Source organism: Pseudomonas sp. LBUM1641 (genome assembly GCF_059716235.1).
In genome coordinates this window covers 6,798,002-6,821,318 of the sequence record NZ_CP166815.1, presented here as the reverse complement: position 1 = coordinate 6,821,318, position 23,317 = coordinate 6,798,002, and the positions used below count along the sequence as shown (strand labels likewise).

Below are 23,317 nucleotides of genomic sequence, written 5' to 3'. Positions count from 1 at the left end.
CTCAGTCGGGTGTCTCTGTCGAGCCGATAAAGTTGGCCAGTTCGGCGGTCTGCGGGTTGGCAAACAGGGTTTTCGGGTCACCCACTTCATGCACCTTGCCCTGGTGCATGAACACCAGCTTGTCCCCCACTTCCCGGGCAAAACGCATCTCGTGTGTGACCATGATCAGTGTCATGCCATCCTTGGCCAATTGGCGCACCACGCTGAGTACTTCGTTGACCAGTTCCGGGTCCAGGGCCGAGGTGATTTCATCACACAGCAACACCTTGGGTGACATGGCCAGCGCCCGGGCGATAGCTACCCGCTGCTGTTGGCCGCCGGACAAACGATCGGGGAAGGCGTCGAACTTCTCTCCCAGCCCGACCCGCTCCAGCATCTGCCGCGCCAGTTGCGCGGCCTTGGCTTTCGGCACTTTCTGCACCACTTGTGGCGCAAGCATGACGTTTTCACCCACCGTCAGGTGCGGGAACAGGTTGAACTGCTGGAACACCATGCCGACCTTTTGCCGCAAGCTGCGCAGGTCGGCGCGGGCGGCGTCGAGGTATTCGCCGTCGACTTCAATCACTCCATCGTTGATCGACTCCAGGCCATTGAGGGTGCGCAACAAGGTGGATTTGCCCGAGCCGCTTCGACCAATGATCGCCACCACCTGGCCTTCTTCGACACTTAAGTCGATGCCCTTGAGTACATGGTGATCGCCGTAATACTTATGCAGGGCGGAAATTCTAAGCAGAGGCATGCAGTCTCCTTTCCAGGTAGCGCGCACTGAGGGACAAGGGGTAGCAGAGCAGGAAGTAACCGAGCGCCACCAGGCCATAGACCATGAAGGGTTCGAAGGTCGCGTTGGCGAGCATGCCGCCGGTCTTGGTCAGCTCGGTGAAGCCGATGATCGAGGTCACGGCGGTGCCTTTGACCACTTGCACCGAGAAGCCCACGGTCGGCGCCACGGCAATGCGCAGGGCTTGGGGCAGGATCACGTAGCGCAGTTGTTCAAGCGGTTTGAGGGCCAGGCTCGCGGACGCTTCCCATTGCCCGTGGGCGATGGAGTCGACACAGCCACGCCAGATCTCGGCCAGGTAGGCGCTGGTGAACAGGGTCAAGGCAATCGCTGCCGCCAGCCAGGGCGAAATGTCCACGCCGAGCAAGGCGATGCCGAAGAACACCAGGAACAACTGCATCAACAGCGGCGTGCCCTGGAACAGTTCGATGTAGGTGCGTGCAACGTTGCGCGGGAAGGCTTTGCTGCTGATACGCAGGGTCATCACCAACAAGCCGATCACGCCGCCGCCGATAAACGCCACCAGCGACAGCAACAGCGTCCACTGCAAGCCGGTGAGCAGGTTGCGCACGATGTCCCAGAACGAAAAATCACTCATCGGGCGTTCCTCATGACATAGCGCCGGCCGATCCAGTTCAGCAATTGGCGGATCATCAGCGCCATGCACAGGTAGACCAAGGTGGTCAGTGCATAGGTTTCAAAAGCACGGAAGTTGCGTGACTGGATAAAGTTGGCGGCGAAGCTCAGCTCTTCGGTGGCGATCTGAGAACAGACCGCGGAACCGAGCATCACGATGATGATTTGGCTGCTCAGGGCCGGCCAGACCTTGCCCAGCGCGGGCAGCAACACCACATGGCGGAACGCCTCGAAACGCGTCATCGCCAGCGCGGCCGCCGCTTCCAGTTGCCCGCGCGGGATCGCCTGGATCCCGGCGCGGATGATCTCCGTGGAGTACGCCCCCAGGTTGATCACCATCGCCAGCACCGCCGCCTGCCATTCGGTGATTTTCAAACCAAGGGACGGCAGGCCGAAGAAGATGAAAAACAACTGCACCAGGAATGGCGTGTTGCGGATCAACTCGACGTACACCCCGAAGATCCAGCTGAACGGCTGGATCTTCCACGCCCGCACCACGGCGCCGACGATTCCCAGCGCCACGCCCAGTACTGCACCGATGGCGGTCAGCTCGAGGGTGAACAGCGCGCCGCGCAGCAACAGATCGGTATTGGCCAGAACCGGCACAAAGTCGAATTGATAGGCCATAGCTAACCCTCGTTACCGCGATCAGAGATCAGCCGGCAGCGGCTCTTTAAGCCACTGCATTGCGTTCTTTTCCAGGCTGCCGTCGGCTTTGGCCGCGACCAGGATCTGGTTGACCTTGTCCAGCAGCGCCGGCTCGTTCTTGTTTACGCCCACATAGACTGGCGAGTCCTTGAGCTTCACTTTCAGTGCCGGTACGCGCTTGGGGTTGCGCTCGCTGATGGCCACCATCACCACGTTGCCGCTGGCGATCAGGTCCACCTGGCCGGCGAGGTAGGCGGCGATGGTCGAATTGTTGTCTTCAAAGCGCTTGATCGTTGCCTCTTTAGGCGCGACGGCGGTCAGCTCGATGTCTTCGATGGCGCCGCGGGTCACGCTGATGGTCTTGCCCTTGAGGTCGTCAACGGTGCTGATCGGCGCATCTGGCGGGCCGAATACGGCGAGGTAGAACGGCGCGTAGGCCTTGGAGAAGTCGATGACCTTTTCGCGCTCGGCGTTCTTGCCGAGGCTGGAAATTACCAGGTCGACCTTGCCGGTGGTGAGGAACGGGATGCGGTTGGTGCTGTTGACCGGGGTCAGTTCAAGCTTGACCTTGAGCTGGTCGGCCAGCAGTTTTGCGGTGTCGATATCCAGCCCGCGAGGCTTCATGTCCGGGCCGACCGAGCCGAACGGCGGGAAATCCTGAGGCACGGCCACCTTGAGGGTGCCACGGGCGACGATATCGTCCAGACCGTTGGCCTGGGCGGGCGGCTGGCTCAGCATCAGGCTGGCAAACAGGGCAGTGAGCAGGGCGCTGCAACGCTTGGTCATGGCAACTCTCCGAAAGGGACGAAAGGATTTTCTGAGTTTTGCCAGTGCACAGCCCATGCCAGCACTGTCTTAATTCGCTGGAAGGCCGGTAACTGTTGAGTTCTGGCGGTCTTACTGGTCTGAACAGTTACCGCGTTTTCTGCACCCTTTTCGAGCGCCTTCAAAACCCCGCGAGCTCCTTTGGGGCGTGGCTTGCCGGGCGCTGCGAATAGCTTTACAACTAGTCGCTCAGTTGACAAAAACTCGAGTTTTTATGAATTCCATCGCCCAAGCCGTACCGGAAGTGGCGCTACAGGCCATCCGCAAGTTGATCGCTGACGAAGGCTTCGGGCCGGGCGATGCATTGCCCTCCCAGCGCGATCTGGCGCTGCAATTGGGTGTGAGCCGGGCCTCGTTGCGCGAAGCCTTGTCGTCCCTCAGTGCGTTAGGCGTGGTGAGTGTGCAGCCGGGAAAGGGCGTGTTTGTGCAAGCGGCCGAGGAGCTTCCGGGTTTGGCCTGGCCGTTTACGGCGCAGGCAACGCCGCTGGATATCTTCCAATTGCGCTACGCCCTGGAAGGCTTTGCCGCGGGGCTGGCGGCGGTGACGCTGACCACCGATGAGCTGGATAGCCTGGAAGACAATGTCGAGGCGATGCGCAAGGAGCTCAAGGCCGGCGACTTTGAAGCCGCGGCCCGGCTGGACTTCGAATTCCACCAGCGCATCCTGCTGGCCAGCGGCAATCAGGCGATGGTGAATATTCTCAGTGCCAGCGCCGAGGTGTTTCTGGAGAGTCAGAAGCTACCGTTCATCCGGCCGGAGCGGGCCATGGAGACCTGGCAGGAGCACCGCAAGATCCTCCGTGCGCTGGCCCGGCGCGCCAGCGGGGCGGCCCAGAAAAGCATGCAGGAACACGTACGTAACGCAGCGCTGCGCACCGGCATTGCGTTCATGACTCCCGTGACCCCATGAATTGGGCTATACCCAAACTCATGCACCACCATAGCAAGAGTCAATCAGCTGCGGCTTCCTGAACGCGGGAAGGGCGGCTATGATGGGCAACGTTTTTTTTGCTTACAACCCGGAGACATCCATGAGCAACGATCTTATCAAGCACGTCACCGACGCGACCTTTGAGGCCGAAGTACTGAAGGCCCAGGGCCCGGTGCTGGTTGACTACTGGGCTGAGTGGTGCGGTCCTTGCAAAATGATCGCTCCGGTCCTGGACGACATTGCCACCACTTACGAAGGCAAGTTGACCATTGCCAAGCTGAACATCGACGACAACCAGGAAACCCCGGCCAAGCACGGCGTGCGTGGTATCCCAACCCTGATGCTGTTCAAGAACGGCAATGTCGAGGCCACCAAGGTCGGCGCGCTGTCGAAGTCCCAGCTGCAAGCTTTCCTCGACGCCAACATCTAAGCGTCCTCAAAAGGCCCCGCAAATTGCGGGGCTTTTTCGTGAGACAGGGCTAGACGCTCTGAAATTCAGGTGGTACATTCGGCCCCGCACTGGTTTCTCCACTGCCCCCTGCAAGCCGTCGCCGACGCTCTCCTTTTCGATTAGTACGCGATCCTGTCGCCTTCTCTGCGGCGCGGCCTCATTAAGCCAAAAGCTTAATTTCCCCCCCTCCATAAATGATTACGTCATTCCTATATGAATCTGACTGAACTCAAGCAAAAGCCGATTACCGAACTGCTCGAATTGGCCGAACAGATGGGCATAGAAAATATGGCCCGTTCGCGCAAGCAGGACGTGATTTTCTCCCTGCTCAAAAAGCACGCGAAAAGCGGCGAGGAAATCTCCGGTGATGGCGTGCTGGAGATTCTCCAGGACGGCTTCGGCTTCCTCCGCTCTGCAGACGCTTCCTATCTCGCCGGCCCAGACGATATCTACGTCTCGCCGAGCCAGATCCGTCGCTTCAACTTGCGCACCGGTGACACCATCGTTGGCAAGATCCGCCCTCCAAAGGAAGGCGAGCGTTATTTCGCCCTGCTCAAGGTCGACACGATCAACTACGATCGTCCCGAGAACGCGAAAAACAAGATTCTCTTCGAGAACCTGACCCCGCTGTTCCCGACCGTGCGCATGAAGATGGAAGCCGGTAACGGTTCCACCGAAGACCTGACCGGTCGTGTCATCGACCTGTGCGCCCCGATCGGCAAAGGCCAGCGCGGCCTGATCGTGGCCCCGCCGAAAGCCGGTAAGACCATCATGCTGCAGAACATCGCAGCGAACATCGCCCGTAACAATCCTGAAGTTCATCTGATCGTGTTGCTGATCGATGAGCGTCCGGAAGAAGTAACCGAAATGCAGCGCACCGTGCGCGGCGAAGTGGTTGCCTCGACGTTCGATGAGCCGCCAACCCGCCACGTGCAGGTTGCCGAAATGGTGATCGAGAAGGCCAAGCGCCTGGTCGAACACAAGAAAGACGTGGTGATTCTGCTCGACTCCATCACCCGTCTGGCCCGTGCCTACAACACCGTGATCCCGAGCTCCGGCAAAGTGCTCACCGGTGGTGTCGATGCCCACGCCCTGGAGAAACCGAAACGTTTCTTCGGCGCTGCGCGGAACATCGAAGAAGGCGGCTCGCTGACCATCATCGCCACCGCGCTGGTTGAAACCGGCTCGAAGATGGATGAAGTGATCTACGAAGAGTTTAAAGGTACCGGCAACATGGAACTGCCTTTGGACCGCCGTATCGCTGAAAAGCGTGTGTTCCCGGCCATCAACATCAACCGCTCCGGCACACGCCGTGAAGAGTTGCTGACCGCCGACGACGAACTGCAGCGTATGTGGATCCTGCGCAAGCTGCTGCACCCGATGGATGAAGTGGCTGCCATCGAGTTCCTGATCGACAAGCTGAAAACCACCAAGACCAACGACGAGTTCTTCCTGTCGATGAAGCGCAAGTAACACGACGCTTCGGTCAAAAAGGATGGCGCCCCATGGGGCGCCATTTTTTTTGTTTCTGGAAAGGGAGGTTTGGCCTTAGTGTGTGTCTGTTTAGAAACAAAATCGTGGGTGTGACTACACTCGCTGTCAATCTGATCAGGCAAACAACAAGATTTATGACCATTCTCGCTTATCGCAGGGATATTGACGGCCTGCGTGCCATAGCCGTTCTCGCTGTTGTACTGTTTCATTTTGGTGTACCGGGCTTCACCGGCGGCTTTGTCGGTGTTGATGTATTTTTCGTGATCTCCGGTTACTTGATCACCTCGATCATCTGGCGTGAGCGTGAGGCCGGACGCTTCAGTTTTGTCGGCTTCTGGGCCCGGCGAGCGCGGCGTATCCTGCCGGCACTGTTTGTGATGATGCTCGGCACGCTGGTGGTGGGCTGGTTTTTGCTGGCGCCCAAGGATTACAGCGAGTTGGGGCGCTCGATTCACAACCAAGTGGTGTTTATCTCCAACCTGTTTTTCATGCGCCAGGACGGCTACTTTGATGTGGCCTCCGACATCAAGCCGTTGCTGCATACCTGGTCATTGTCGGTTGAAGAGCAGTTCTACATTCTTTTTCCTCTGTTGCTGACAGTGCTGTCGAGCCGGCTCAAACACTGGCGTGCGGCGCTGTTTGTGTTGTTGCTGGTGTCGTTCGGGATGAGTACGTGGGCGGTGGCCCACGCTCCGGAAAGGGCCTTTTTCCTGCTGCAGATGCGTGCCTGGGAACTGTTGGCGGGCGCAATGCTGGCGGTTATGCCTGTACGCCAGTACCGCGCGAGCCCGGCATTGGCGCAGGTCGTCAGCCTTGCCGGTCTTGGCCTGATCCTGCTGGCGGTCTTCGCCTATGACCCAAGCACGCCGTTTCCCGGCGCCGCAGCGCTGTTGCCGGTGGTGGGCGTGGTCTGCCTGATTTGGGCCAACGGCCAGCAAGCCACCCTGGCGAGCAAGCTGCTGGGTAGCCGATTGCTGGTGGGGATCGGCCTGATCTCCTACTCTTGGTACCTGTGGCATTGGCCGGTCTACGTGTTCGGCAAGTACGCCAGTGTCGATGGCCTGGGGCCATGGGAGCTTGGTGCGCTGTTTGTGTTGAGCCTGGTGCTGGGTTACGGATCCTGGCGATTCGTCGAGGCGCCGTTCCGTGAGCGTCGGTTGTTGGCAGGGCGCAAGCAAATCCTGGTGGTGGCGGGTATCGCGCTGCTGGCGGTGGGGCTGCTCGGCAAAGGCCTGGTCTGGACAAAGGGGTTGCCTTGGCGCCTGTCGCCCGAGGCGCTTCAATTTGCCCAGGCGCGCGAGTGGAGCCCGGACCTCATGGCCTGCCTGGTGGACGGGGGTAAAAATCGCCATCATGGATTTTGTCATTTCGGACCTCAGTCTGCGCCGACACGCGCGTTGGTATGGGGCGATAGCCATGCCACGGCGCTGGTTCCGGCGTTGCGAGACGGCGCGAGCAAGTACGGTGTCAGCGTCACCCAGGCAGGTTATGCCGGTTGCCTGCCGTTTAATCGCAAGGAAAGCGTTCCGGGCTGCTTGACCTTTAACCAGCAGGTCACGCAACTGCTCGGCAAGGAAACCTTTAGCGACGTGGTGCTGGTGGCGCGCTGGAGCCTGTATGTCTATGGGCAGCGCGATGGTGACACCGAGGCTTCGTTGCTGGACCCGGCGACCGGAACCTATGACCGGGCCTTCGCCGAGCGGCGCTTCGCTGAAAGTTTGGGCGCCCTTGTGCAGCAATTGCGCGCCAGCGGCCATCGGGTGTGGCTGGTCAAGGAAGTCCCCCTGCAGGAATTCAATCCGCCTTACCGCCTCAGTCGCCTGGCGATGCTTGGCCGTCCCACCGACAAAGAAGGCATGCCCCTGGCTGATCACCTCCAGCGCCAGGCCTATATCAGCAGCGTATTCGAGCGCATCGCGGCGGCTGACCCCGGGGTGAAGGTAATGGATCCGGCGCCTAAGCTATGCAGTGCGAATGACTGGTGTCGCGTGGAACTGGACGGTCAGTCGCTGTACACCGACGACAATCACCTCTCGGCGGTCGGCTCGCGGTATGTCGAGGCGTTCCTTGAACCGTTGTTCAAAGCCTTGCGCAATGAAACCCAGGCTTCGGCTCTTTGAGTCTGTGTCGTCGGCAATGCTGCTCAATAAGCTGCCAGCGACCGTAAGAGCAGGTAGGATGTACGCCTATTTTACGGGTGGCATGGTTAATGAAATTCAAGGATCTTCGGGATTTCGTGCAGCAACTTGAGCAGCGCGGAGAGTTGAAACGTATCCAGGTGCCGATTTCCCCGGTCCTGGAGATGACTGAGATTTGCGACCGCACCTTGCGTAACAAGGGCCCGGCGCTGCTGTTCGAAAACCCGGTGGGCTTTGATATTCCGGTGCTCGGCAACCTGTTCGGCACCCCTGACCGCGTTGCGTTTGGCATGGGCGCCGAGTCCGTCAGCGAACTGCGCGAGATCGGCAAGCTGCTGGCCTTCCTCAAGGAGCCTGAGCCACCCAAGGGTCTGAAAGACGCCTGGTCGAAGCTGCCAATCTTCCGCAAGATCATCGCCATGGCTCCCAAGGTCGTAAAAGACGCGGTATGCCAGGAAGTGGTCATCGAAGGCGATGATGTCGACCTCGGCATGCTTCCCGTGCAGACCTGCTGGCCTGGCGACGTCGGCCCGCTGATCACCTGGGGCCTGACCGTCACCAAAGGCCCGAACAAGGACCGCCAGAACCTCGGCATCTACCGTCAGCAAGTGATTGGCCGCAACAAGGTCATCATGCGCTGGCTGAGCCACCGTGGCGGCGCGCTGGATTTCCGTGAGTGGTGCGAAAAGCATCCCGGCAAGCCATTCCCTGTTTCGGTGGCCCTGGGCGCTGACCCGGCGACCATCCTCGGCGCCGTTACGCCAGTGCCCGACAGCCTCTCCGAGTACGCTTTCGCCGGTCTGTTGCGCGGTAACCGCACCGAGTTGGTGAAATGCCGTGGTAATGACCTGCAAGTGCCGGCCACCGCCGAAATCATCCTTGAAGGCGTGATTCACCCCGGTGAGATGGCCGATGAAGGCCCGTACGGCGACCACACCGGCTACTACAACGAAGTCGACAGCTTCCCGGTGTTCACCGTCGAGCGCATCACCCACCGAATCAAGCCGATCTACCACAGCACCTACACCGGCCGTCCGCCGGATGAGCCGGCGATCCTCGGCGTGGCGTTGAACGAAGTGTTTGTACCGATCCTGCAAAAGCAGTTTCCGGAAATCACCGACTTCTACCTGCCGCCCGAAGGCTGCTCGTACCGCATGGCCATCGTGACGATGAAGAAGTCGTACCCCGGCCACGCCAAGCGGGTAATGCTGGGTGTGTGGTCGTTTTTGCGACAGTTCATGTACACCAAGTTCGTTATTGTCACCGACGACGACATCAACGCCCGGGACTGGAACGACGTGATCTGGGCCATCACCACGCGCATGGACCCCAAGCGCGACACGGTGATGATCGATAACACGCCGATCGACTACCTCGACTTTGCCTCGCCGGTATCGGGCCTCGGCTCGAAAATGGGCCTGGATGCCACCCATAAATGGCCGGGTGAAACCACCCGCGAATGGGGCCGTGTGATCGTCAAGGACGAAGCGGTAACTGCCCGTGTGGATGCGCTCTGGAAAGAATTAGGAATAGATTGATGCGTGTAACCCTGCAGCCTTCCGGTGCGGTACTTGAACTGACGCCTGGCGAGCGGATTCTCGAGGGCGCGCGACGCTTGGGCTACGATTGCCCCCAGGCGTGCCGCAATGGTGTGTGCCACGTATGTGCAGCGCTGCTGGTGGAAGGCCGGGTGCAGCAAGCCGGTGAGGTGCGTGACCATGGCGAGTTCTATACCTGCATTGCCGAACCGCTGGAAGATTGCATTGTGTTGTGGGATGGCGTGCTGGCGCCGGGAGAGTTGCCGGTGCGCAAATTGTCTTGCCAACTGAGTGAATGCGTTGAAGTGGGCGGTGATGTGTGGCGCGTGCGCCTGCGGGCTCCGGCCGGCAAGGCAGTGCGTTACCACGCCGGGCAATACCTGATGATCGAACGGGAAAACGGCGAGAAGTCGGCGTTCTCCCTGGCCTCGGCACCCCATGCCGGGCGCGAGCTGGAATTGCACGTACTGGCCCGGGAAGACAGCGCCCGCAGCCTGCTGGAGCAGTTGCAGCGCAACCAGATGGCGCGCATCGAAATGCCGTTTGGCGATACTCACCTGGCCGAACTGCCCGACGGGCCGCTGGTGCTGATCGCCGCCGGTACAGGCATGGCCCAGATGCACAGCCTGATCGAACACTGTCGCGCCAGTGGTTTCAAGCACCCGGTGCATCTGTATTGGGGTGTACGTCGACCGGAAGATTTCTACGAGATCGAGCACTGGGACCAGTGGCTGCAACTGCCCAACCTGTTCCTGCACAAAGTGGTCAGCGACCTGTGCGGCTGGGAAGGGCGCTGCGGGTTGCTGCATGAAGCTGTGTGCGAAGACATCAGCGACCTCAAGGCCGTGCATGTCTACGCCAGCGGCTCACCGGCGATGATCTATGGCACCCTGGATGCGTTGGTCGAGGCTGGCATGGATGCGCACCAGATGCGTGCTGACGTATTCGCCTACGCGCCTCGTCCGTAACATGTGGCGAGGGAGCTTGCTCCCGCTGGGCTGCGTAGCAGCCCCAAAACAGTCGCTGTGTTCTATCTGAAAGACCGCATGAACTTCAGGGGCCGCTTCGCGACCCAGCGGGAGCAAGCTCCCTCGCCACAGAAGCCCTTCAGCGGCTCAATCAGAAACGAACGCCCGTCGTCACCATCGCCGCATTAAACCCGAGCAACACCAACTCGGCGGCAACCGGCCCGTAGTGAGTGCCCACGGACGGGATGATCACCGGCGCCACTCCCAGTCCATTCAGCGGAATCTTGTCGCGGTACTTGCCGCGATAGCCCTGGATCACGCCGCCAGTGAGCTTCAAGTACACCGGATAATCGGTCATGTCGTAGCGTTTGCCGGCGTAGGCGTAGTACGACCGCTGTCTGAACGAGTTGCGAAATGTCGCCCCGCCATACACCAGGCCTGACGCTTCATTGCGCTCCAGGCCGATCAGGTCCTGATTGTTGTTGTGGTCCTTGTCCGGCGCAAAGTGCCGGGTGTAGACACTTGTCTGGGCGTACCAGAAGCCTTTTTCGTCTTGGCTGGGTGCTTCCACCGCCAGGGCGGTGGTGGCCTGTGCCAGGAGCAGCAGGCTGGAAAGTCGGTATTTCATGGTGCGACCTCGATAGTCGGTTCGGTTGTCGGCTAAGTGGGTCGTGATGAGTTCGTATTTTGACGGCTCCCAGCGCCTCTAGGCTGAACGTGCGCTGAAACTACAGGGATTGAGGCGGCCAATCCTGATGAGCGGAGCGGCCCGGGCTTATGCATTCGCTTATTCTTTAAAGGTATTTAATTTGTTACATGGATATCATTAAGCTATATGGCAACGGACTACCGAATTTCTGCCAATAACCAATAAATGACCGCCACCGTCCGCCACACGGATCGATCGTATGAGCTCAGAGCACTGACGTTCTGGCTTTTGATTCCAAGGGGAGCGGTATGGGGAGCAACAAGCAGCACCTGCTGTACACGGCGATTTTGTCGGCTAACTTGCTGACCGCTGTGGGATTCAGTCCAGTGGCAGCCGCTGAAACGGCCACTGCCGATGTACCCAAACTCGACACAGTCATCGTGACCGGCACCCGCGCCCAAGAGCGCACTGCCAGTGCTTCGCTGTCGCCCATCGATGTGATTTCCGGCGACACCTTGCGCAGCACCGGCTCTGATGAATTGGGCGCGGTGTTGGCCCGTCTGATTCCGTCCATCAACTTTCCACGGCCCAGCCTGGTAGACGGCGCCGAACTGGTACGCCCGGCGCAACTGCGCGGCCTGTCACCGGACCAGGTGTTGGTGCTGGTCAACGGCAAGCGCCGCCACACCAGTGCCTTCGTCAACCTCGGCGGCGCAGTGGGCCGCGGCTCGGCACCGGCGGATCTGAATGCGATCCCGCTGTCGGCGGTCGACCATATCGAAGTGCTGCGTGACGGCGCATCGGCCCGTTACGGCTCCGATGCGATTGCCGGGGTGATCAACGTGATCCTCAAGCATGACGACCACGGCGGCTCGATCACCAGCAAGTTCGGTGAGTACAAGAAGGGTGACGGTATCCAGCGCAATCTCAGCGGCAACACGGGTGTGGCGCTGGGCGATAACGGCTTTATCAACATCTCGGCCGAAGGTGCCGACAACGATTACACCAACCGCGCCGGCAAGGATCTGCGTCCGGGCAGCGTCGGTTCGACGACCTATGGCCAGCGAGTATTCCGCCAGGGCGAGCCGGCTACGGACCAGGGCAAGCTGTTTCTCAACTCGGAATATTCCTTCAACGAAGCCGCCGAATTCTACGCGTTTGGCGGCTACAGCAAGACCCGCGGCGAGACGGCGGCGTTCTACCGGGCCAGCAACGCGAGCAACAATATTCCTGCGCTCAACCCCAACGGCTACTTGCCACTGATTCGCGGCGACGTGGAAGACACGTCCCTGGCGGTCGGTCTGCGCGGCCTGTTGGCCTACGACTGGCACTACGACGTGTCGGTCAACTACGGCAAGAACCAGTACCAGCTCGGTACCGAAACCATCAACACTTCACTGGGCCTGGCGACGCCGCGCAAGTTCGACAACGGCACTTTGGTCAATGACCAGAAGCAACTCAGCCTGGACCTGTCGCGGGAATTCAGCGTGGGCTGGTTGCCGTATCCGGTGTCGGTAGCGTTTGGTGGCGAATACCTGGACCAGGGTTACCAGATCAAGGCGGGTGACCCGGCGTCCTACTACCAGACCGGCAGTTCGGGCCTGGGCGGCTTCCGGGATTCCGACGCAGGCACCAGCACACGACATAACTGGGCGCAGTACCTGGACCTGGAAACCAACTTCACCGAAAAGCTCAGCGCCTCGGCTGCCGTGCGTCATGAGGACTACAGTGATTTTGGCTCCAACGTCAGCGGCTCGCTCTCGGCCCGCTACGACTTCACACCACAAGTGGCCTTGCGCGGCAGTGTATCCAACGGTTTCCGCGCGCCGTCCCTGGCGCAGCAGAACTTCGCCTACACCTCGTCGCAACTGATCGGCAACACCATCCAGGAAGCCGGTACGTTCCCGGCCAACAGCCAGGTGGCGCGCCTGCTCGGTGCTGAAGACCTGAAAGCCGAGAAGTCCCGCAACTACAGCCTCGGCCTGGTGCTGGAGCCTACCGACAACCTGACTGTGACCGCCGACGTCTACCGTATCGACATCAGCGACCGCATCAGCCTGTCTTCCAACCTGGACCTGAGCAAGAACCCGGCTGCGCTGGCGTACCTGCAGGCCAACGGCGTCGGCAACATTAACTACACCACCGTGCGTTACTTCACCAACGCCACCGACACCACCACCAATGGCGTCGACCTGGTGGCCAACTATCGCTATCAGCTGGACAACGGTGTGCGCTGGAACAGCACCGTGGGCTACAACTACAACCACACCAAGGTCACCGACGTAAAAGCCAACCCGGCTGTACTGGATAGTCTGGGTGCGAGCCTGGTCCGGGTGGATCGTCGCGAACGCATCGGCCTGTTGGGCGACACCACGCCCCAGCACAAGCTGAGCCTGGGTAACGACCTGAGCTTCGGCAATTGGGCGCTGCACAGTAATTTGGTGCGCTATGGTTCATTCACCAGCTACCAGGCCGACCCGGCCAACGACCAGAGCTTCAAGGCCGCTTGGCTGTTGGACCTGTCAGCCGACTACAAGCTGAAAAACTGGACCTTCACCGTTGGCGGCGACAACGTCACCGACAAGTACCCGGAAAAACTCAATGCCTACGCCAGCAGTGGTGGCAATTTGGCCTATAGCACTTTTTCGCCGTACGGTTACAGCGGCGCGTTCTATTACGGTAAAGTTGCTTACAACTGGTAACAGCTTCTCGTAACGACAAAGGAGACCTAAGCGATTTGCCATGACCGCCATTGAATCTGATCTTTTGCAATTGGCTTACCCTCCGCGGCTCGATCTGGGGCCGCAACTCACTCACGAGCAGTTGATGAGCTCGATGCAGGCCACCATGGCGTTGCATAAGGGTGGGCCGGTCTGGCTATTCGCTTATGGTTCGCTGATCTGGCGGCCTGAATGTTCGTCGACACAGCGCATGCGGGCGCGGGTCCACGGTTATCACCGGGGTTTGTACCTGTGGTCCCATGAGCACCGGGGCACGCCGGAAACACCGGGGTTGGTGTTTGGCCTGGATCGCGGTGGCTCGTGCAGTGGGTTTGCCTACCGCTTGCCGGAAGATCAGTTGGAGGCTTCGCTTTATGCCTTGTGGCAGCGCGAGATGCCTTACCCGTCCTACCGGCCACACTGGCTCACCTGCCGTCTTGAAGATGGCAGCCAGGTGCAGGCATTGGGATTTGTTTTGGAACGGCACCTGCCCAGCTATGCCGGGAATTTGCCCGACATTGTGCTGAATCACGTGTTGCAAAGCGCTTGCGGGCGTTACGGGACCACTCGCGATTATGTCGAGCAGACCGTCAACGCCCTGCGTAGCCACGCCATGCCAGACAAGAATCTGGAGGCGCGGCTCAAGCGGTGTTCCAAAGGCTGTTCCGACGATTAACGTGCGGTACTGACGCTATTGGTGTGCCACAAGGTGGGGATCAGGAACGCAATCGCCAGCAGGCACGCGCCGATCAGCAGCACGAAACCACCGTCCCAACCGAAATGGTCAACGGTGTAGCCCATGGCCGCACTCGCTGCCACCGAACCACCCAGGTAACCGAACAGGCCCGTAAAGCCCGCCGCAGTACCGGCGGCTTTCTTCGGTGCCAGCTCCAGCGCCTGCAGGCCGATCAGCATCACCGGGCCGTAGATCAGGAAGCCGATGGAGAACAACGCGATCATGTCGACCATCGGGTTGCCCGGCGGGTTGAGCCAGTAAACCAGGGTCGCGACGGTCACCAAGGCCATGAACACGATGCCCGTCAGGCCACGGTTACCACGGAAGATCTTGTCCGACATCCAGCCGCACAGCAGCGTGCCCGGAATGCCCGCCCACTCGTAGAAGAAGTACGCCCACGAGGTTTTATCCACGTCGAAGTGCTTGGCTTCCTTGAGGTACGTCGGTGCCCAGTCCAGTACGCCGTAGCGCAGCAGGTAGACGAAGACGTTGGCGAAGGCGATGTACCAGAGCATTTTGTTGCGCAGCACGTACTTGACGAAGATTTCCTTGGCGCTGAATTCGTCTTCGTGGCTGGCGTCGTAGCCTTCCGGGTAGTCGTTCTTGTATTGCTCGATAGGCGGCAGGCCAACCGATTGCGGAGTGTCGCGCATGGTGATGAAGGCAAATGCCGCCACCAGCAGGGCCACGGTGGCCGGGACGTAGAACGCCGCGTGCCAGTCGTTGAACCACGCCATGCCCAGCAGGAACAGCGGGCCGATCAAGCCACCGCCGACGTTATGCGCGACGTTCCATACGGAAACCACGCCGCCGCGTTCCTTCTGCGACCACCAGTGCACCATGGTCCGCCCGCTTGGCGGCCAGCCCATGCCTTGGGCCCAGCCGTTGATGAACAGCAAAATGAACATCATGGTCACGCTGGACGTTGCCCAAGGCGCGAAACCGAAAATGAACATCACCCCGGCGGACACCAACAGGCCGAAAGGCAGGAAGTAGCGCGGGTTGGAGCGGTCGGACACCAGGCCCATGAGGAACTTGGACAGGCCGTAGGCAATCGCAATCGCCGACATCGCCAGGCCCAGTTGGCCACGGGTGTAACCCTCGTCAATCAGGTACGGCATGGCGAGGGAGAAGTTTTTTCGCAGCAGGTAGTACCCGGCGTAGCCGAAGAAAATACCGGCGAAGATCTGCCAGCGCAGGCGTCGATACGTGCTGTCTATTTTTTCTTCAGGCAGGGGCGCCTGATGTGCGGCAGGACGGAAGAAAGCAAACATTCAAGAGCTCCAGATTTCTTGTTTTGACTGCGGATGCGAATGTTACAGTTTCGTTACCGAAAATAGCACCGCCTCTTATCTGCCGGCATAGGAATTGAGTGCAATTGCATGTTCTTTTACGAACATGTCGCTTAGAGGCAAGTGAAGGACGTTTTCAGGAGAGAATGCCAAGAACCTGTGGCGAGGGAGCTTGCTCCCGCTGGACTGCGCAGCAGGCCCATCTTTGGGTGCCGCTTCGCGACCCAGCGGGAGCAAGCTCCCTCGCCACAGACAGTGATTCGGTTCAGATGCCGTTGGCGGCTGCGATATCACCCGGAAGCAGGTGTTCCTGGACTTTCTGGCTGCGTGACTCCACCAGTTGGCCCTGTTCGTCGAAGCGCAACACGATCAGCCAGTCATACACATTTTCCGGCCATTTCTTCCTGCCGGTGAGCGCCGGGCCGTCACCGCCAAAGGCTTCGATCAACTTGTCGATATGCCCGTGGTGCCACGCGATCAGCACGGTTTGGGCCTGGTTGGACTTGCGTAGCGACTTCACCAGCTTGCCGACTTGATCGTCTGAGTAGGGTGTTTCAAGTGGGAGTTGCAGGCGCTGGGCCAGCGGCGTCAGGGTCAGGCGAGGGCGGGAGCTTTCCTTGCTGTCGCTGGTAGCGATCAGCCGCTGGGGCACCACGGAGATTCCATTCAACAACAGTGGGTCGAAATAACTGGCATAGGCTGCCGCCCTTTGTTCGCCCTTGGGGCTTAGCAACGGGCCTTCATCGGGTTTTTCTGCATGACGCACGATCAGCACGGTCACGTTGTTTAGCCCGCGCACATCCTTGTCCTCTTTATGGGCAAAGGCTTGAGCGGAGATCACCATCAACAACCCCAGCAGCAGCGCGCGCAACCGTGTGACCATTATTTTTCCTGCCAATGAATGAGTGCCTCGGCCAATCATGGGCCCAGGCACCTCGCCGACAAAATGAAACAATCGTCAGCGTAGCTGCACCACGACCTTACCGACGGCCTTGCGCTGGCCGAGGTCATTGATTGCCTGCGCCGCTTGCTCCAGCGGGTACACCTGGGACACCAGCGGCTTCAACTTGCCTTCGGCAAACCAGTTGAACAGTTGCTGGAAGTTGGCGGCATTGTCCTGAGGCTGGCGCTGGGCAAACGACCCCCAGAACACCCCGACCACCGACGCGCCCTTGAGCAGCGCCAGGTTTACCGGCAACTCAGGAATGCGCCCGCTGGCAAAGCCCACCACCAGCAGCCGGCCATTCCAGGCGATGCCGCGAATGGCTTGGTCAAACAAGTCGCCGCCCACCGGGTCGTAGATCACATCCACACCGTTGCCGCCGGTAAGGCGTTTGATTTCGTCCTTGAGGCTGGCTTCGCTGTAATTGATCAACTCATCGGCACCGGCCGCCTTGGCCACCGCCAGCTTGTCGGCACTGCTGGCCGCGGCGATCACCCGGGCGCCCATGGCCTTGCCGATTTCCACTGCGGCCAGGCCGACACCGCCGGAGGCTCCGAGTACCAGCAGGGTTTCCCCAGGTTGCAGGTTGGCCCGCTGCTTCAGTGCGTGCATCGACGTGCCGTAGGTCATGCTGAACGCGGCGGCGGTGTTGAAGTCCATGCTCGGCGGGATCGGCAACACGTTGTAGCCCGGCACGGCGACCTGCTCGGCGAAGCTGCCCCAGCCGGTCAACGCCATCACCCGGTCACCGACCTTCAGGTGGCTGACGTTTTCCCCGACTTGGCTGACCACGCCCGCCGCTTCACCGCCCGGCGAAAACGGGAAGGGCGGCTTGAACTGGTATTTACCCTCGATGATCAGGGTGTCCGGGAAATTGACCCCGGCGGCATGCACGTCCAACAGGATTTCGTTCTTCTTGATCGCCGGGCTTTCGACGTCTTCCAGCACCAGGGTTTCGGCGGGGCCGAAGGCTTTGCACAGCACAGCTTTCATCGGACTATTCCTTTTGGCGTGTTGGCCGATAAGTGTAGGTGGGCAGGGCGACGGGTCAACGAGCATGCCCCGGCCTGATAAGTCGCCATAAGCTTGTGCTCAGGGCTGCTAGCGTTATGCTACTGGGCAACCGAATTGAGGAATGAATTGTGAAAGCGTGGATCCTGTTGATGCTGGCCCTGACACTGCCGACGGCGGCCCTGGCTGAAGAAGCCAAAGAAGGCGACGCGCCGAAGGTCAGCTATATCAGCCTGAACCCGCCGTTCGTCGGTAACTACGGCCTGGACGGCACCGCGAAGCTGCGGGTGTTCAAGGCGGATATCGCCCTGCGGGTGACCGGCCCCGAGGCGGCCGCTGCCGTCAAAGCCAACGATGCATTGATTCGCAACCAGCTGGTGGCGCTGTTTACCCAGCAAACCAACGACACCATGAGCAGCGTTGATGGGAAGGAAAAACTGCGCCAGGAAGCCCTGAAGCAGACCCAGCAAGTAATGAACGACGAGACCGGCAAGCCGCAGGTTGAGGATTTGTTGTTCAACAACCTGATCATCCAGTAAGCCCACTGAATTGACGTCTGGTAAAAGGGCGCTCTTGTGGCGAGGGAGCTTGCTCCCGTTGGGCTGCGCAGCGGCCCCAAAATCTTGGGAGCGCTTCGCACTGGAGCGCCAGCCCGGTCCAGCGGGAGGAAGCTCCCTCGCCACGAAAGCGCATCGCTCTCAGGAGGCCAGGCTCTTCCTGAACCGCGCCAACGCCACCGCAAAGAACAACAATCCAATCCCCGCCAGCGCCAGCAAGTCCGGCCACACCACGCTCACGCCTGCATCCCTGAACAATATCGCCGCACTCAGGCTCACAAAATGCGTCGACGGCGAGCCCTGCATCACCCATTGCAACCACTGCGGCATGCTGTCCAGTGGCGTACTCCCGCCGGACAACAACAGCATCGGAATAATTACCGGGATCGCCAGCAGTCCGAACTGCGGCGTCGAGCGGGCGAGGGTGGCGAGGAAGATGCCCAGGGCAGTACTGGCAAACAGGTACAGCGCCGTCACCAGCAAAAACAACGTCAGCGACCCGGCCAGCGGCACGCCGAGCAAGCCTTTCACCACCACTTCCAGCGACAGCCAGGTGCACAGCACTACCACCAGCATGTTGCTCCAGATTTTCGCCAGCATGATTTCCAGTGCCGTCAGCGGCAGCACCAGCAGATGGTCGAGGGTGCCGTGTTCACGTTCACGCAGCAGCGCGGTGCCGGTCAGCACGATGGCGAGAATGGTGATGTTGTTGACGATCTGAATCACCGCCAGAAACCAGCCGCCTTCCAGGTTCGTGTTGAACAACGCCCGGGTGGTCAGCAGCGTCGGCGCTTTTTGGGCCGCATCGGCCTGGCCGCCATAGGTCAGCAGTTCCCGCTGGAAAATCCGCCCGATATACCCGGCGCCCATGAACGCCTGGCTCATGGCCGTGGCATCGACGTTGACCTGTACACCCGGCTGGCGCCCGGCCAACAGGTCCGCCTGGAAATTCGCCGGCACGTTGATCACGAAGGTGTACTGGCCGCTGTCCATCACCTTGTCCAACTGGTCATACGGCAACGGCACCGCCGCCTGGAATTCCGGTGGTTGCAGTGCTTCGGCCAGTTGTCGGGACAGCGCGCTGTGGTCCTCATCTACGAAGGCCACGCTCGCGTTATGCACGCCGATCACCGAACCGGCGGCGGGCATATAGATGGCGACGGTGAAGGCGTAGAACAGGAACAGCAGCAACACGCTGTCGTGGCGCAGGCTGGTCAGTTCCTTGATGCCGAGGCGCAGGATATGGGCGAATTTGTGCATCTCAGGCCTCCTGCTTCTTGAGCATGATAAGGCTAAGCCCGGTAAACCCCAGGAAGAACCCGAACAGCGCCAGGCACTGCGGCCACAACTGGCGCAGGTCCAGGGCCTTGGTAAAAGTGCCCACCGCAATGTCGAGGAAGTAGCCCGCCGGGAACAGCATACCCATCAACGCGGCGGCGCCTTCCAGGGACGAGCGCGGCACGATCAGCCCGGAGAACTGAATGGTCGGCAGGCTGGTGATGATCATGGTGCCGAGAATCGCCGCGATCTGGGTGCGGGTGAACGCGGAAATCAGCAGGCCCATGCTGGTGGTGGCGAGCACATACAGCAGGCCGCCGAAGGCCAGGGTCACGCCGCTGCCTTTGAAGGGCACGCCGAATAGCCAGCGGTTCATTGCCACCAGCAGCCCGAGGTTGATCAGGCTCACCGCCAGGTACGGTGCCTGTTTGCCCAGCAGGAACTCCAAGCGAGTCAGCGGTGTGGCATAGAAGTTGGTGATCGAGCCCAGTTCCTTTTCGCGCACGATCCCCAGGGCCGTAAGCATCGCCGGGATAAACGCGAGGATCAGCGCCATCACGCCCGGGCCGATGGCGTTCACGCTGACCACGTCCTGGTTGTAGCGAAAGCGGGTTTCCAGTTTGGCGGCAGCTTGCTGATTCAGTGGCGTGCTGTTCAGTTCGGCTAGTTGCTGGAGATTGGCCTGATGCACCGCTTCTACATAATTGCGGCTGGTTTCCGCACGGAACGGCATGCCGCCATCGAGCCAGGCGGCCACGGCGGGTTGGCGGCCGGCGTAGAGGTCACGGCCGAAACCCGGTGGGATTTCCAGCGCGAGTTTGATTTCCGAGCGTTGCAGGCGTTTGTGCAGCTCGTTGGAATCGGTGATCGGCGGCTGTTCGGCGAAGTAGCGTGAGCTGCGAAAGGCTTCCAGATAGGCGCGGCTTTGCGGCGTTTGATCCTGGTCGTAGACGGCGAAGGCGAGCTTTTCCACGTCCAGGGAAATGCCATAGCCGAAGATCACCATCATGAAAATCGCACCCAGCAGGGCGAAGGCCATGCGCACTTTGTCCCGCAGCAGCTCCTTGCCTTCGCGGCTGGCAACGGCCAATAGGCGGGCGACGCTGAACCCGCGTTTGCTGACGGGCGGCGCCATGGGTTCGCTGACGGTTTCGGTGGGCGCGGTGGTTGCTTCGGGCGCACCTTGGGCCTGTTCAAGGCAGGTGACGAACGCCGCTTCCAGGGTTTCGCCGTGGAATTGCTGTTGCAGCGCGTCCGGCGTGTCGCAGGCCAGTACCTTGCCCGCGTGCATCAGCGAGATCCGGTCGCAGCGCTGGGCCTCGTTCATGAAGTGCGTGGACAGGAAGATCGTCACGCCCTGTTCCCGGGACAGCTCGATCAACAACCGCCAGAAAGCATCCCGCGCGGCCGGGTCGACGCCCGAGGTCGGCTCATCGAGGATCAGCACTTCCGGGCGGTGCAGCACCGCCACCGCCAGGGACAAACGCTGACGCAAACCCAATGGCAACTCGCCGGAAGGCTGCTCGGCAACGTCGCCCAGGTCAAAACGCTCGATCAACTCATCAATGCGCTGGCCGCTTTCAGCCTTCGGCAGGTCGAACAACTGCGCATGCAGCACCAGGTTCTGGCGCACGCTGAGTTCGCCGTACAGCGAGAAGCTTTGCGACATGAAACCCACGCGCTTGCGGGTCGCCAGGTCCTTGGCGTTTACCGGGTTGCCCAGCAGGGTCGCGGTGCCCTCGGTGGCGGGCATGAGCCCGGTGAGGACTTTCATGGTGGTGGTCTTGCCGCAGCCGTTGGAACCGAGGAAACCAAAGATCTCGCCTCGGCCAATGGCGAAGCTGACTTTGTCGACCGCCGTGAAATCGCCGAAGCGCAGGGTCAGGTCGTGGGCTTCGATGGCGATGTCGGTGTTGTCGCTTTGCCGTGGCGGAATCACCAGCGGCTGGTTGTTGTGGGCGCTGTCGCCCTGGAAATGGGTGAAGGCTTCGTCCAGTTTGCCGCTGGGTGTCGCGGCGGCGAGTTCGTTGCTCAGGCCGTCGGCGATCAGCTTGCCGCGGTCGAGCATCAGGCAGTGTTCGAACTGCTCGGCTTCTTCCATGTAGGCGGTGGCTACCAGCAATGTCAGCTGCGGGCGTTCGCTGCGTACGGTTTCTACCAGTTCCCAGAAGCGCCGACGGGACAGCGGGTCGACGCCGGTGGTGGGCTCGTCGAGGATCAGCAGGTCCGGGTCGTGGATCAGCGCACAGCACAGGCCGAGTTTCTGTTTCATGCCGCCGGAGAGTTTGCCGGCAGGGCGCTCGGCGAAGCGCGCGAGGTCGGTGGCCAGCAGCAGGTTATGCATGCGCTGGTCGCAGTCGGCTTTCGTCAGGCCGAACAGCGTGGCGAAGAACCGGATGTTCTCGCTGATGGACAGCTCGGGGTACAGGTTGCCGCCCAGGCCCTGGGGCATGAAGGCAATGCGCGGGTACAGGCTGTTGCGGTGGCGGCGGTCTTCGATGGAGCCGCCGAGTACTTGCAGTTCGCCTTGTTGAAGCTTTTTAACCCCGGCAATCAAGCCCAGCAGGCTCGACTTGCCGGCGCCGTCCGGGCCGATCAGCCCGCAGCGTGTGCCAGCGGGCAAGCTGAAGGCGATGTCGATCAGCGCCTGTTGCTTGCCGTAGCGATGATTGATGCCCGTGGCGTGCAGCGCCAGGCTGCTCATTGCAGGTTGGCCGGCCAGTCCAGTTCAGCGGTGCGCACATAGCCGGCGCCGGGCATGCCCGGTTTGGCTTGCGGCACGGCGCTCGGTTGAGTCAGGCGCAGTTTGACCCGGAACACCAGCTTCTGGCGCTCGTCGCGGGTTTCCACTTCCTTGGGGGTGAACTGCGACTTGGCCGCGACAAAACTGATCTTCGCCGGCAGCGGTTGCTTCGGCAGGGCGTCGAGGACGATCCGCGCGTCGCTGCCCACGGTCAAAGCGCCTGTGACTGAAGCGGGCAGATACAGGTTCATGTATTGGTCGTTGGGGTCAATCAGCAGCAACACGCGGCCACCGGCGCCGAGCACTTCGCCGGGTTCGGCCAGGCGCAGCTGGATGATGCCGTCGATGGGCGCCCGCAGGCTGCTGTCTTCGATTTCGCTGGTGAGCTGTGCGACCTGGGCCTGGGCGGCGCCGATGGCGGCCTTCACCGAATTGACCTGGGCTTGCGCAGCGACCACGGCGGCGTTGCCGGTGTTTTGCCGCGCCTGCTGCTGGTCGATCAACTGGCCGCTGGCGAAGCCGCGTTTGTACAGCTCCTGGGTGCGTTTGAGTTCCTGGCTGGCCAGCAGTTGTTCGCTCTGGCGCAGTTGCACATTGGCTTGGGCGGCGGCGAAATTCTCTTTGGCGCGCAGCACTTCGGCTTCGGCCTGGGCGCGCTGGGCTTCCAGGGTGCGGGTGTCCATACGCGCGAGCAGTTGGCCCTTGAGCACCTTGTCGCCTTCGTCCACCCGCACTTCGGCGAGGCGCCCGGGGATCTTGGCGGCGATCTGCACTTCGGTCGATTCCAGCCGGCCATTGCCCATGCTCAAGCCTTCGGGCAGGCGGTCCTGGGTGGATTGCCAATAGCCAAAGCCGCCGGCGGCCAGCAGCAAGACAATCAACGGAATGGCGAAAAGATGGGAGGTGCGGTGGTTCGTCGACATGGGTGCATCCTGCGGCGTTAGCGTCCTAGTTTGACCGATCCTGCCCGAAGGCCCTTGA

The 23,317-nt window shown here is 60.7% G+C and carries 20 protein-coding genes; 9 read left to right on the top strand and 11 right to left on the bottom strand.

Features of this window, described 5'->3' with window-relative positions; translation table 11 throughout:
- Position 1 precedes the first annotated feature (1 nt).
- The 4 genes from ACA046_RS31535 to ACA046_RS31520 are packed head-to-tail and all read right to left on the bottom strand — an operon-like array spanning position 2 to position 2,848.
- Positions 2-739 carry an amino acid ABC transporter ATP-binding protein gene (locus ACA046_RS31535; protein WP_459024590.1) on the bottom strand — a complete coding sequence of 246 codons (738 nt, stop codon included), beginning with the start codon at positions 737-739 and terminating at the stop codon, positions 2-4.
- Entirely contained in the window at positions 726-1,376 is a 651-nt protein-coding gene (locus tag ACA046_RS31530) for an amino acid ABC transporter permease (protein ID WP_459024588.1), read from the bottom strand. The genes ACA046_RS31535 and ACA046_RS31530 overlap by 14 nt, the downstream gene beginning before the upstream one ends.
- A complete protein-coding gene (locus tag ACA046_RS31525; protein WP_003213995.1) occupies positions 1,373-2,041 on the bottom strand; it encodes an amino acid ABC transporter permease in 669 nt (222 codons plus the stop codon). The genes ACA046_RS31530 and ACA046_RS31525 overlap by 4 nt, the downstream gene beginning before the upstream one ends.
- Positions 2,042-2,062: 21 nt before the next feature.
- Entirely contained in the window at positions 2,063-2,848 is a 786-nt protein-coding gene (locus ACA046_RS31520) for a transporter substrate-binding domain-containing protein (protein WP_459024586.1), read from the bottom strand.
- A 253-nt stretch (positions 2,849-3,101) separates the two neighbouring features.
- Between ACA046_RS31520 and ACA046_RS31515 the strand changes: the two genes are divergently transcribed.
- From ACA046_RS31515 to ACA046_RS31490, 6 genes are all read left to right on the top strand, one after another.
- On the top strand, positions 3,102-3,797 hold the full coding sequence (locus ACA046_RS31515) for a FadR/GntR family transcriptional regulator (protein WP_497675582.1): 696 nt from the start codon (positions 3,102-3,104) through the stop codon (positions 3,795-3,797).
- Positions 3,798-3,918: 121 nt separating this feature from the next.
- The gene (gene trxA / locus ACA046_RS31510; protein ID WP_003213989.1) at positions 3,919-4,248 is read left to right on the top strand and encodes a thioredoxin TrxA; all 330 of its coding nucleotides are present in this window, start codon (positions 3,919-3,921) and stop codon (positions 4,246-4,248) included.
- 234 nt (positions 4,249-4,482) lie between these two features.
- Positions 4,483-5,742 (top strand): transcription termination factor Rho, encoded by a 1,260-nt coding sequence (rho, locus tag ACA046_RS31505; protein WP_008438874.1) that lies wholly within the window; start codon positions 4,483-4,485, stop codon positions 5,740-5,742.
- A 155-nt stretch (positions 5,743-5,897) separates the two neighbouring features.
- Positions 5,898-7,883: an acyltransferase family protein gene (locus ACA046_RS31500; protein WP_459024581.1), complete on the top strand. Its 1,986-nt coding sequence runs from the start codon at positions 5,898-5,900 to the stop codon at positions 7,881-7,883.
- 89 nt (positions 7,884-7,972) lie between these two features.
- Complete coding sequence (gene ubiD / locus ACA046_RS31495) at positions 7,973-9,439, top strand: 4-hydroxy-3-polyprenylbenzoate decarboxylase (RefSeq protein WP_017476626.1); 1,467 nt, start codon at positions 7,973-7,975, stop codon at positions 9,437-9,439.
- On the top strand, positions 9,439-10,407 hold the full coding sequence (locus ACA046_RS31490; protein ID WP_177070905.1) for a CDP-6-deoxy-delta-3,4-glucoseen reductase: 969 nt from the start codon (positions 9,439-9,441) through the stop codon (positions 10,405-10,407). The genes ubiD and ACA046_RS31490 overlap by 1 nt, the downstream gene beginning before the upstream one ends.
- A 151-nt stretch (positions 10,408-10,558) precedes the next feature.
- Here the strand turns inward: ACA046_RS31490 and ACA046_RS31485 are convergent, their stop codons facing one another.
- Positions 10,559-11,035, bottom strand: coding sequence for a sn-glycerol-3-phosphate transporter (locus ACA046_RS31485; RefSeq protein WP_076013088.1), 477 nt, complete (start codon positions 11,033-11,035; stop codon positions 10,559-10,561).
- Positions 11,036-11,364: 329 nt separating this feature from the next.
- On the opposite strand from ACA046_RS31485, the gene ACA046_RS31480 reads away from it, so the two are divergent.
- Complete coding sequence (locus ACA046_RS31480; RefSeq protein ID WP_497675581.1) at positions 11,365-13,758, top strand: TonB-dependent receptor plug domain-containing protein; 2,394 nt, start codon at positions 11,365-11,367, stop codon at positions 13,756-13,758.
- Positions 13,759-13,798: 40 nt separating this feature from the next.
- Positions 13,799-14,452, top strand: coding sequence for a gamma-glutamylcyclotransferase (locus ACA046_RS31475; protein ID WP_076013086.1), 654 nt, complete (start codon positions 13,799-13,801; stop codon positions 14,450-14,452).
- Here the strand turns inward: ACA046_RS31475 and glpT are convergent.
- From glpT to ACA046_RS31460, 3 genes are all read right to left on the bottom strand, one after another.
- Positions 14,449-15,786: a glycerol-3-phosphate transporter gene (gene glpT, locus ACA046_RS31470; RefSeq protein ID WP_088422139.1), complete on the bottom strand. Its 1,338-nt coding sequence runs from the start codon at positions 15,784-15,786 to the stop codon at positions 14,449-14,451. The two genes, ACA046_RS31475 and glpT, sit on opposite strands and share 4 nt — an antisense overlap.
- Before the next feature lie 283 nt (positions 15,787-16,069).
- On the bottom strand, positions 16,070-16,687 hold the full coding sequence (locus ACA046_RS31465; RefSeq protein WP_497675580.1) for a flagellar basal body-associated protein FliL: 618 nt from the start codon (positions 16,685-16,687) through the stop codon (positions 16,070-16,072).
- A gap of 75 nt (positions 16,688-16,762) precedes the next feature.
- Positions 16,763-17,740 (bottom strand): NADPH:quinone oxidoreductase family protein, encoded by a 978-nt coding sequence (locus tag ACA046_RS31460; RefSeq protein WP_076013084.1) that lies wholly within the window; start codon positions 17,738-17,740, stop codon positions 16,763-16,765.
- A 149-nt stretch (positions 17,741-17,889) separates the two neighbouring features.
- Between ACA046_RS31460 and ACA046_RS31455 the strand changes: the two genes are divergently transcribed.
- Positions 17,890-18,297, top strand: a complete 408-nt coding sequence (locus ACA046_RS31455) for a flagellar basal body-associated protein FliL (protein ID WP_459024572.1) — start codon at positions 17,890-17,892, stop codon at positions 18,295-18,297.
- Between the two features lie 159 nt (positions 18,298-18,456).
- On the opposite strand, the gene ACA046_RS31450 is transcribed toward ACA046_RS31455, so the two are convergent.
- From ACA046_RS31450 to ACA046_RS31440, 3 genes are read right to left on the bottom strand one after another with little or no spacing between them, the layout of a single operon-like run.
- A complete protein-coding gene (locus ACA046_RS31450; RefSeq protein ID WP_497675579.1) occupies positions 18,457-19,575 on the bottom strand; it encodes an ABC transporter permease in 1,119 nt (372 codons plus the stop codon).
- A 1-nt stretch (position 19,576) separates the two neighbouring features.
- Positions 19,577-22,297 carry a ribosome-associated ATPase/putative transporter RbbA gene (gene rbbA / locus ACA046_RS31445; protein WP_459024570.1) on the bottom strand — a complete coding sequence of 907 codons (2,721 nt, stop codon included), beginning with the start codon at positions 22,295-22,297 and terminating at the stop codon, positions 19,577-19,579.
- Positions 22,294-23,259 carry an HlyD family secretion protein gene (locus ACA046_RS31440; RefSeq protein ID WP_076013080.1) on the bottom strand — a complete coding sequence of 322 codons (966 nt, stop codon included), beginning with the start codon at positions 23,257-23,259 and terminating at the stop codon, positions 22,294-22,296. The genes rbbA and ACA046_RS31440 overlap by 4 nt, the downstream gene beginning before the upstream one ends.
- Positions 23,260-23,317 lie beyond the last annotated feature (58 nt).

Coding starts and splice junctions, on each gene's coding strand:
- ACA046_RS31535 (WP_459024590.1), bottom strand. CDS start 739: ATGCCTCTGCTTAGAATTTCCGCCCTGCATAAGTATTACGGCGATCAC.
- ACA046_RS31530 (WP_459024588.1), bottom strand. CDS start 1,376: ATGAGTGATTTTTCGTTCTGGGACATCGTGCGCAACCTGCTCACCGGC.
- ACA046_RS31525 (WP_003213995.1), bottom strand. CDS start 2,041: ATGGCCTATCAATTCGACTTTGTGCCGGTTCTGGCCAATACCGATCTG.
- ACA046_RS31520 (WP_459024586.1), bottom strand. CDS start 2,848: ATGACCAAGCGTTGCAGCGCCCTGCTCACTGCCCTGTTTGCCAGCCTG.
- ACA046_RS31515 (WP_497675582.1), top strand. CDS start 3,102: ATGAATTCCATCGCCCAAGCCGTACCGGAAGTGGCGCTACAGGCCATC.
- trxA (WP_003213989.1), top strand. CDS start 3,919: ATGAGCAACGATCTTATCAAGCACGTCACCGACGCGACCTTTGAGGCC.
- rho (WP_008438874.1), top strand. CDS start 4,483: ATGAATCTGACTGAACTCAAGCAAAAGCCGATTACCGAACTGCTCGAA.
- ACA046_RS31500 (WP_459024581.1), top strand. CDS start 5,898: ATGACCATTCTCGCTTATCGCAGGGATATTGACGGCCTGCGTGCCATA.
- ubiD (WP_017476626.1), top strand. CDS start 7,973: ATGAAATTCAAGGATCTTCGGGATTTCGTGCAGCAACTTGAGCAGCGC.
- ACA046_RS31490 (WP_177070905.1), top strand. CDS start 9,439: ATGCGTGTAACCCTGCAGCCTTCCGGTGCGGTACTTGAACTGACGCCT.
- ACA046_RS31485 (WP_076013088.1), bottom strand. CDS start 11,035: ATGAAATACCGACTTTCCAGCCTGCTGCTCCTGGCACAGGCCACCACC.
- ACA046_RS31480 (WP_497675581.1), top strand. CDS start 11,365: ATGGGGAGCAACAAGCAGCACCTGCTGTACACGGCGATTTTGTCGGCT.
- ACA046_RS31475 (WP_076013086.1), top strand. CDS start 13,799: ATGACCGCCATTGAATCTGATCTTTTGCAATTGGCTTACCCTCCGCGG.
- glpT (WP_088422139.1), bottom strand. CDS start 15,786: ATGTTTGCTTTCTTCCGTCCTGCCGCACATCAGGCGCCCCTGCCTGAA.
- ACA046_RS31465 (WP_497675580.1), bottom strand. CDS start 16,687: ATGGTCACACGGTTGCGCGCGCTGCTGCTGGGGTTGTTGATGGTGATC.
- ACA046_RS31460 (WP_076013084.1), bottom strand. CDS start 17,740: ATGAAAGCTGTGCTGTGCAAAGCCTTCGGCCCCGCCGAAACCCTGGTG.
- ACA046_RS31450 (WP_497675579.1), bottom strand. CDS start 19,575: ATGCACAAATTCGCCCATATCCTGCGCCTCGGCATCAAGGAACTGACC.
- rbbA (WP_459024570.1), bottom strand. CDS start 22,297: ATGAGCAGCCTGGCGCTGCACGCCACGGGCATCAATCATCGCTACGGC.
- ACA046_RS31440 (WP_076013080.1), bottom strand. CDS start 23,259: ATGTCGACGAACCACCGCACCTCCCATCTTTTCGCCATTCCGTTGATT.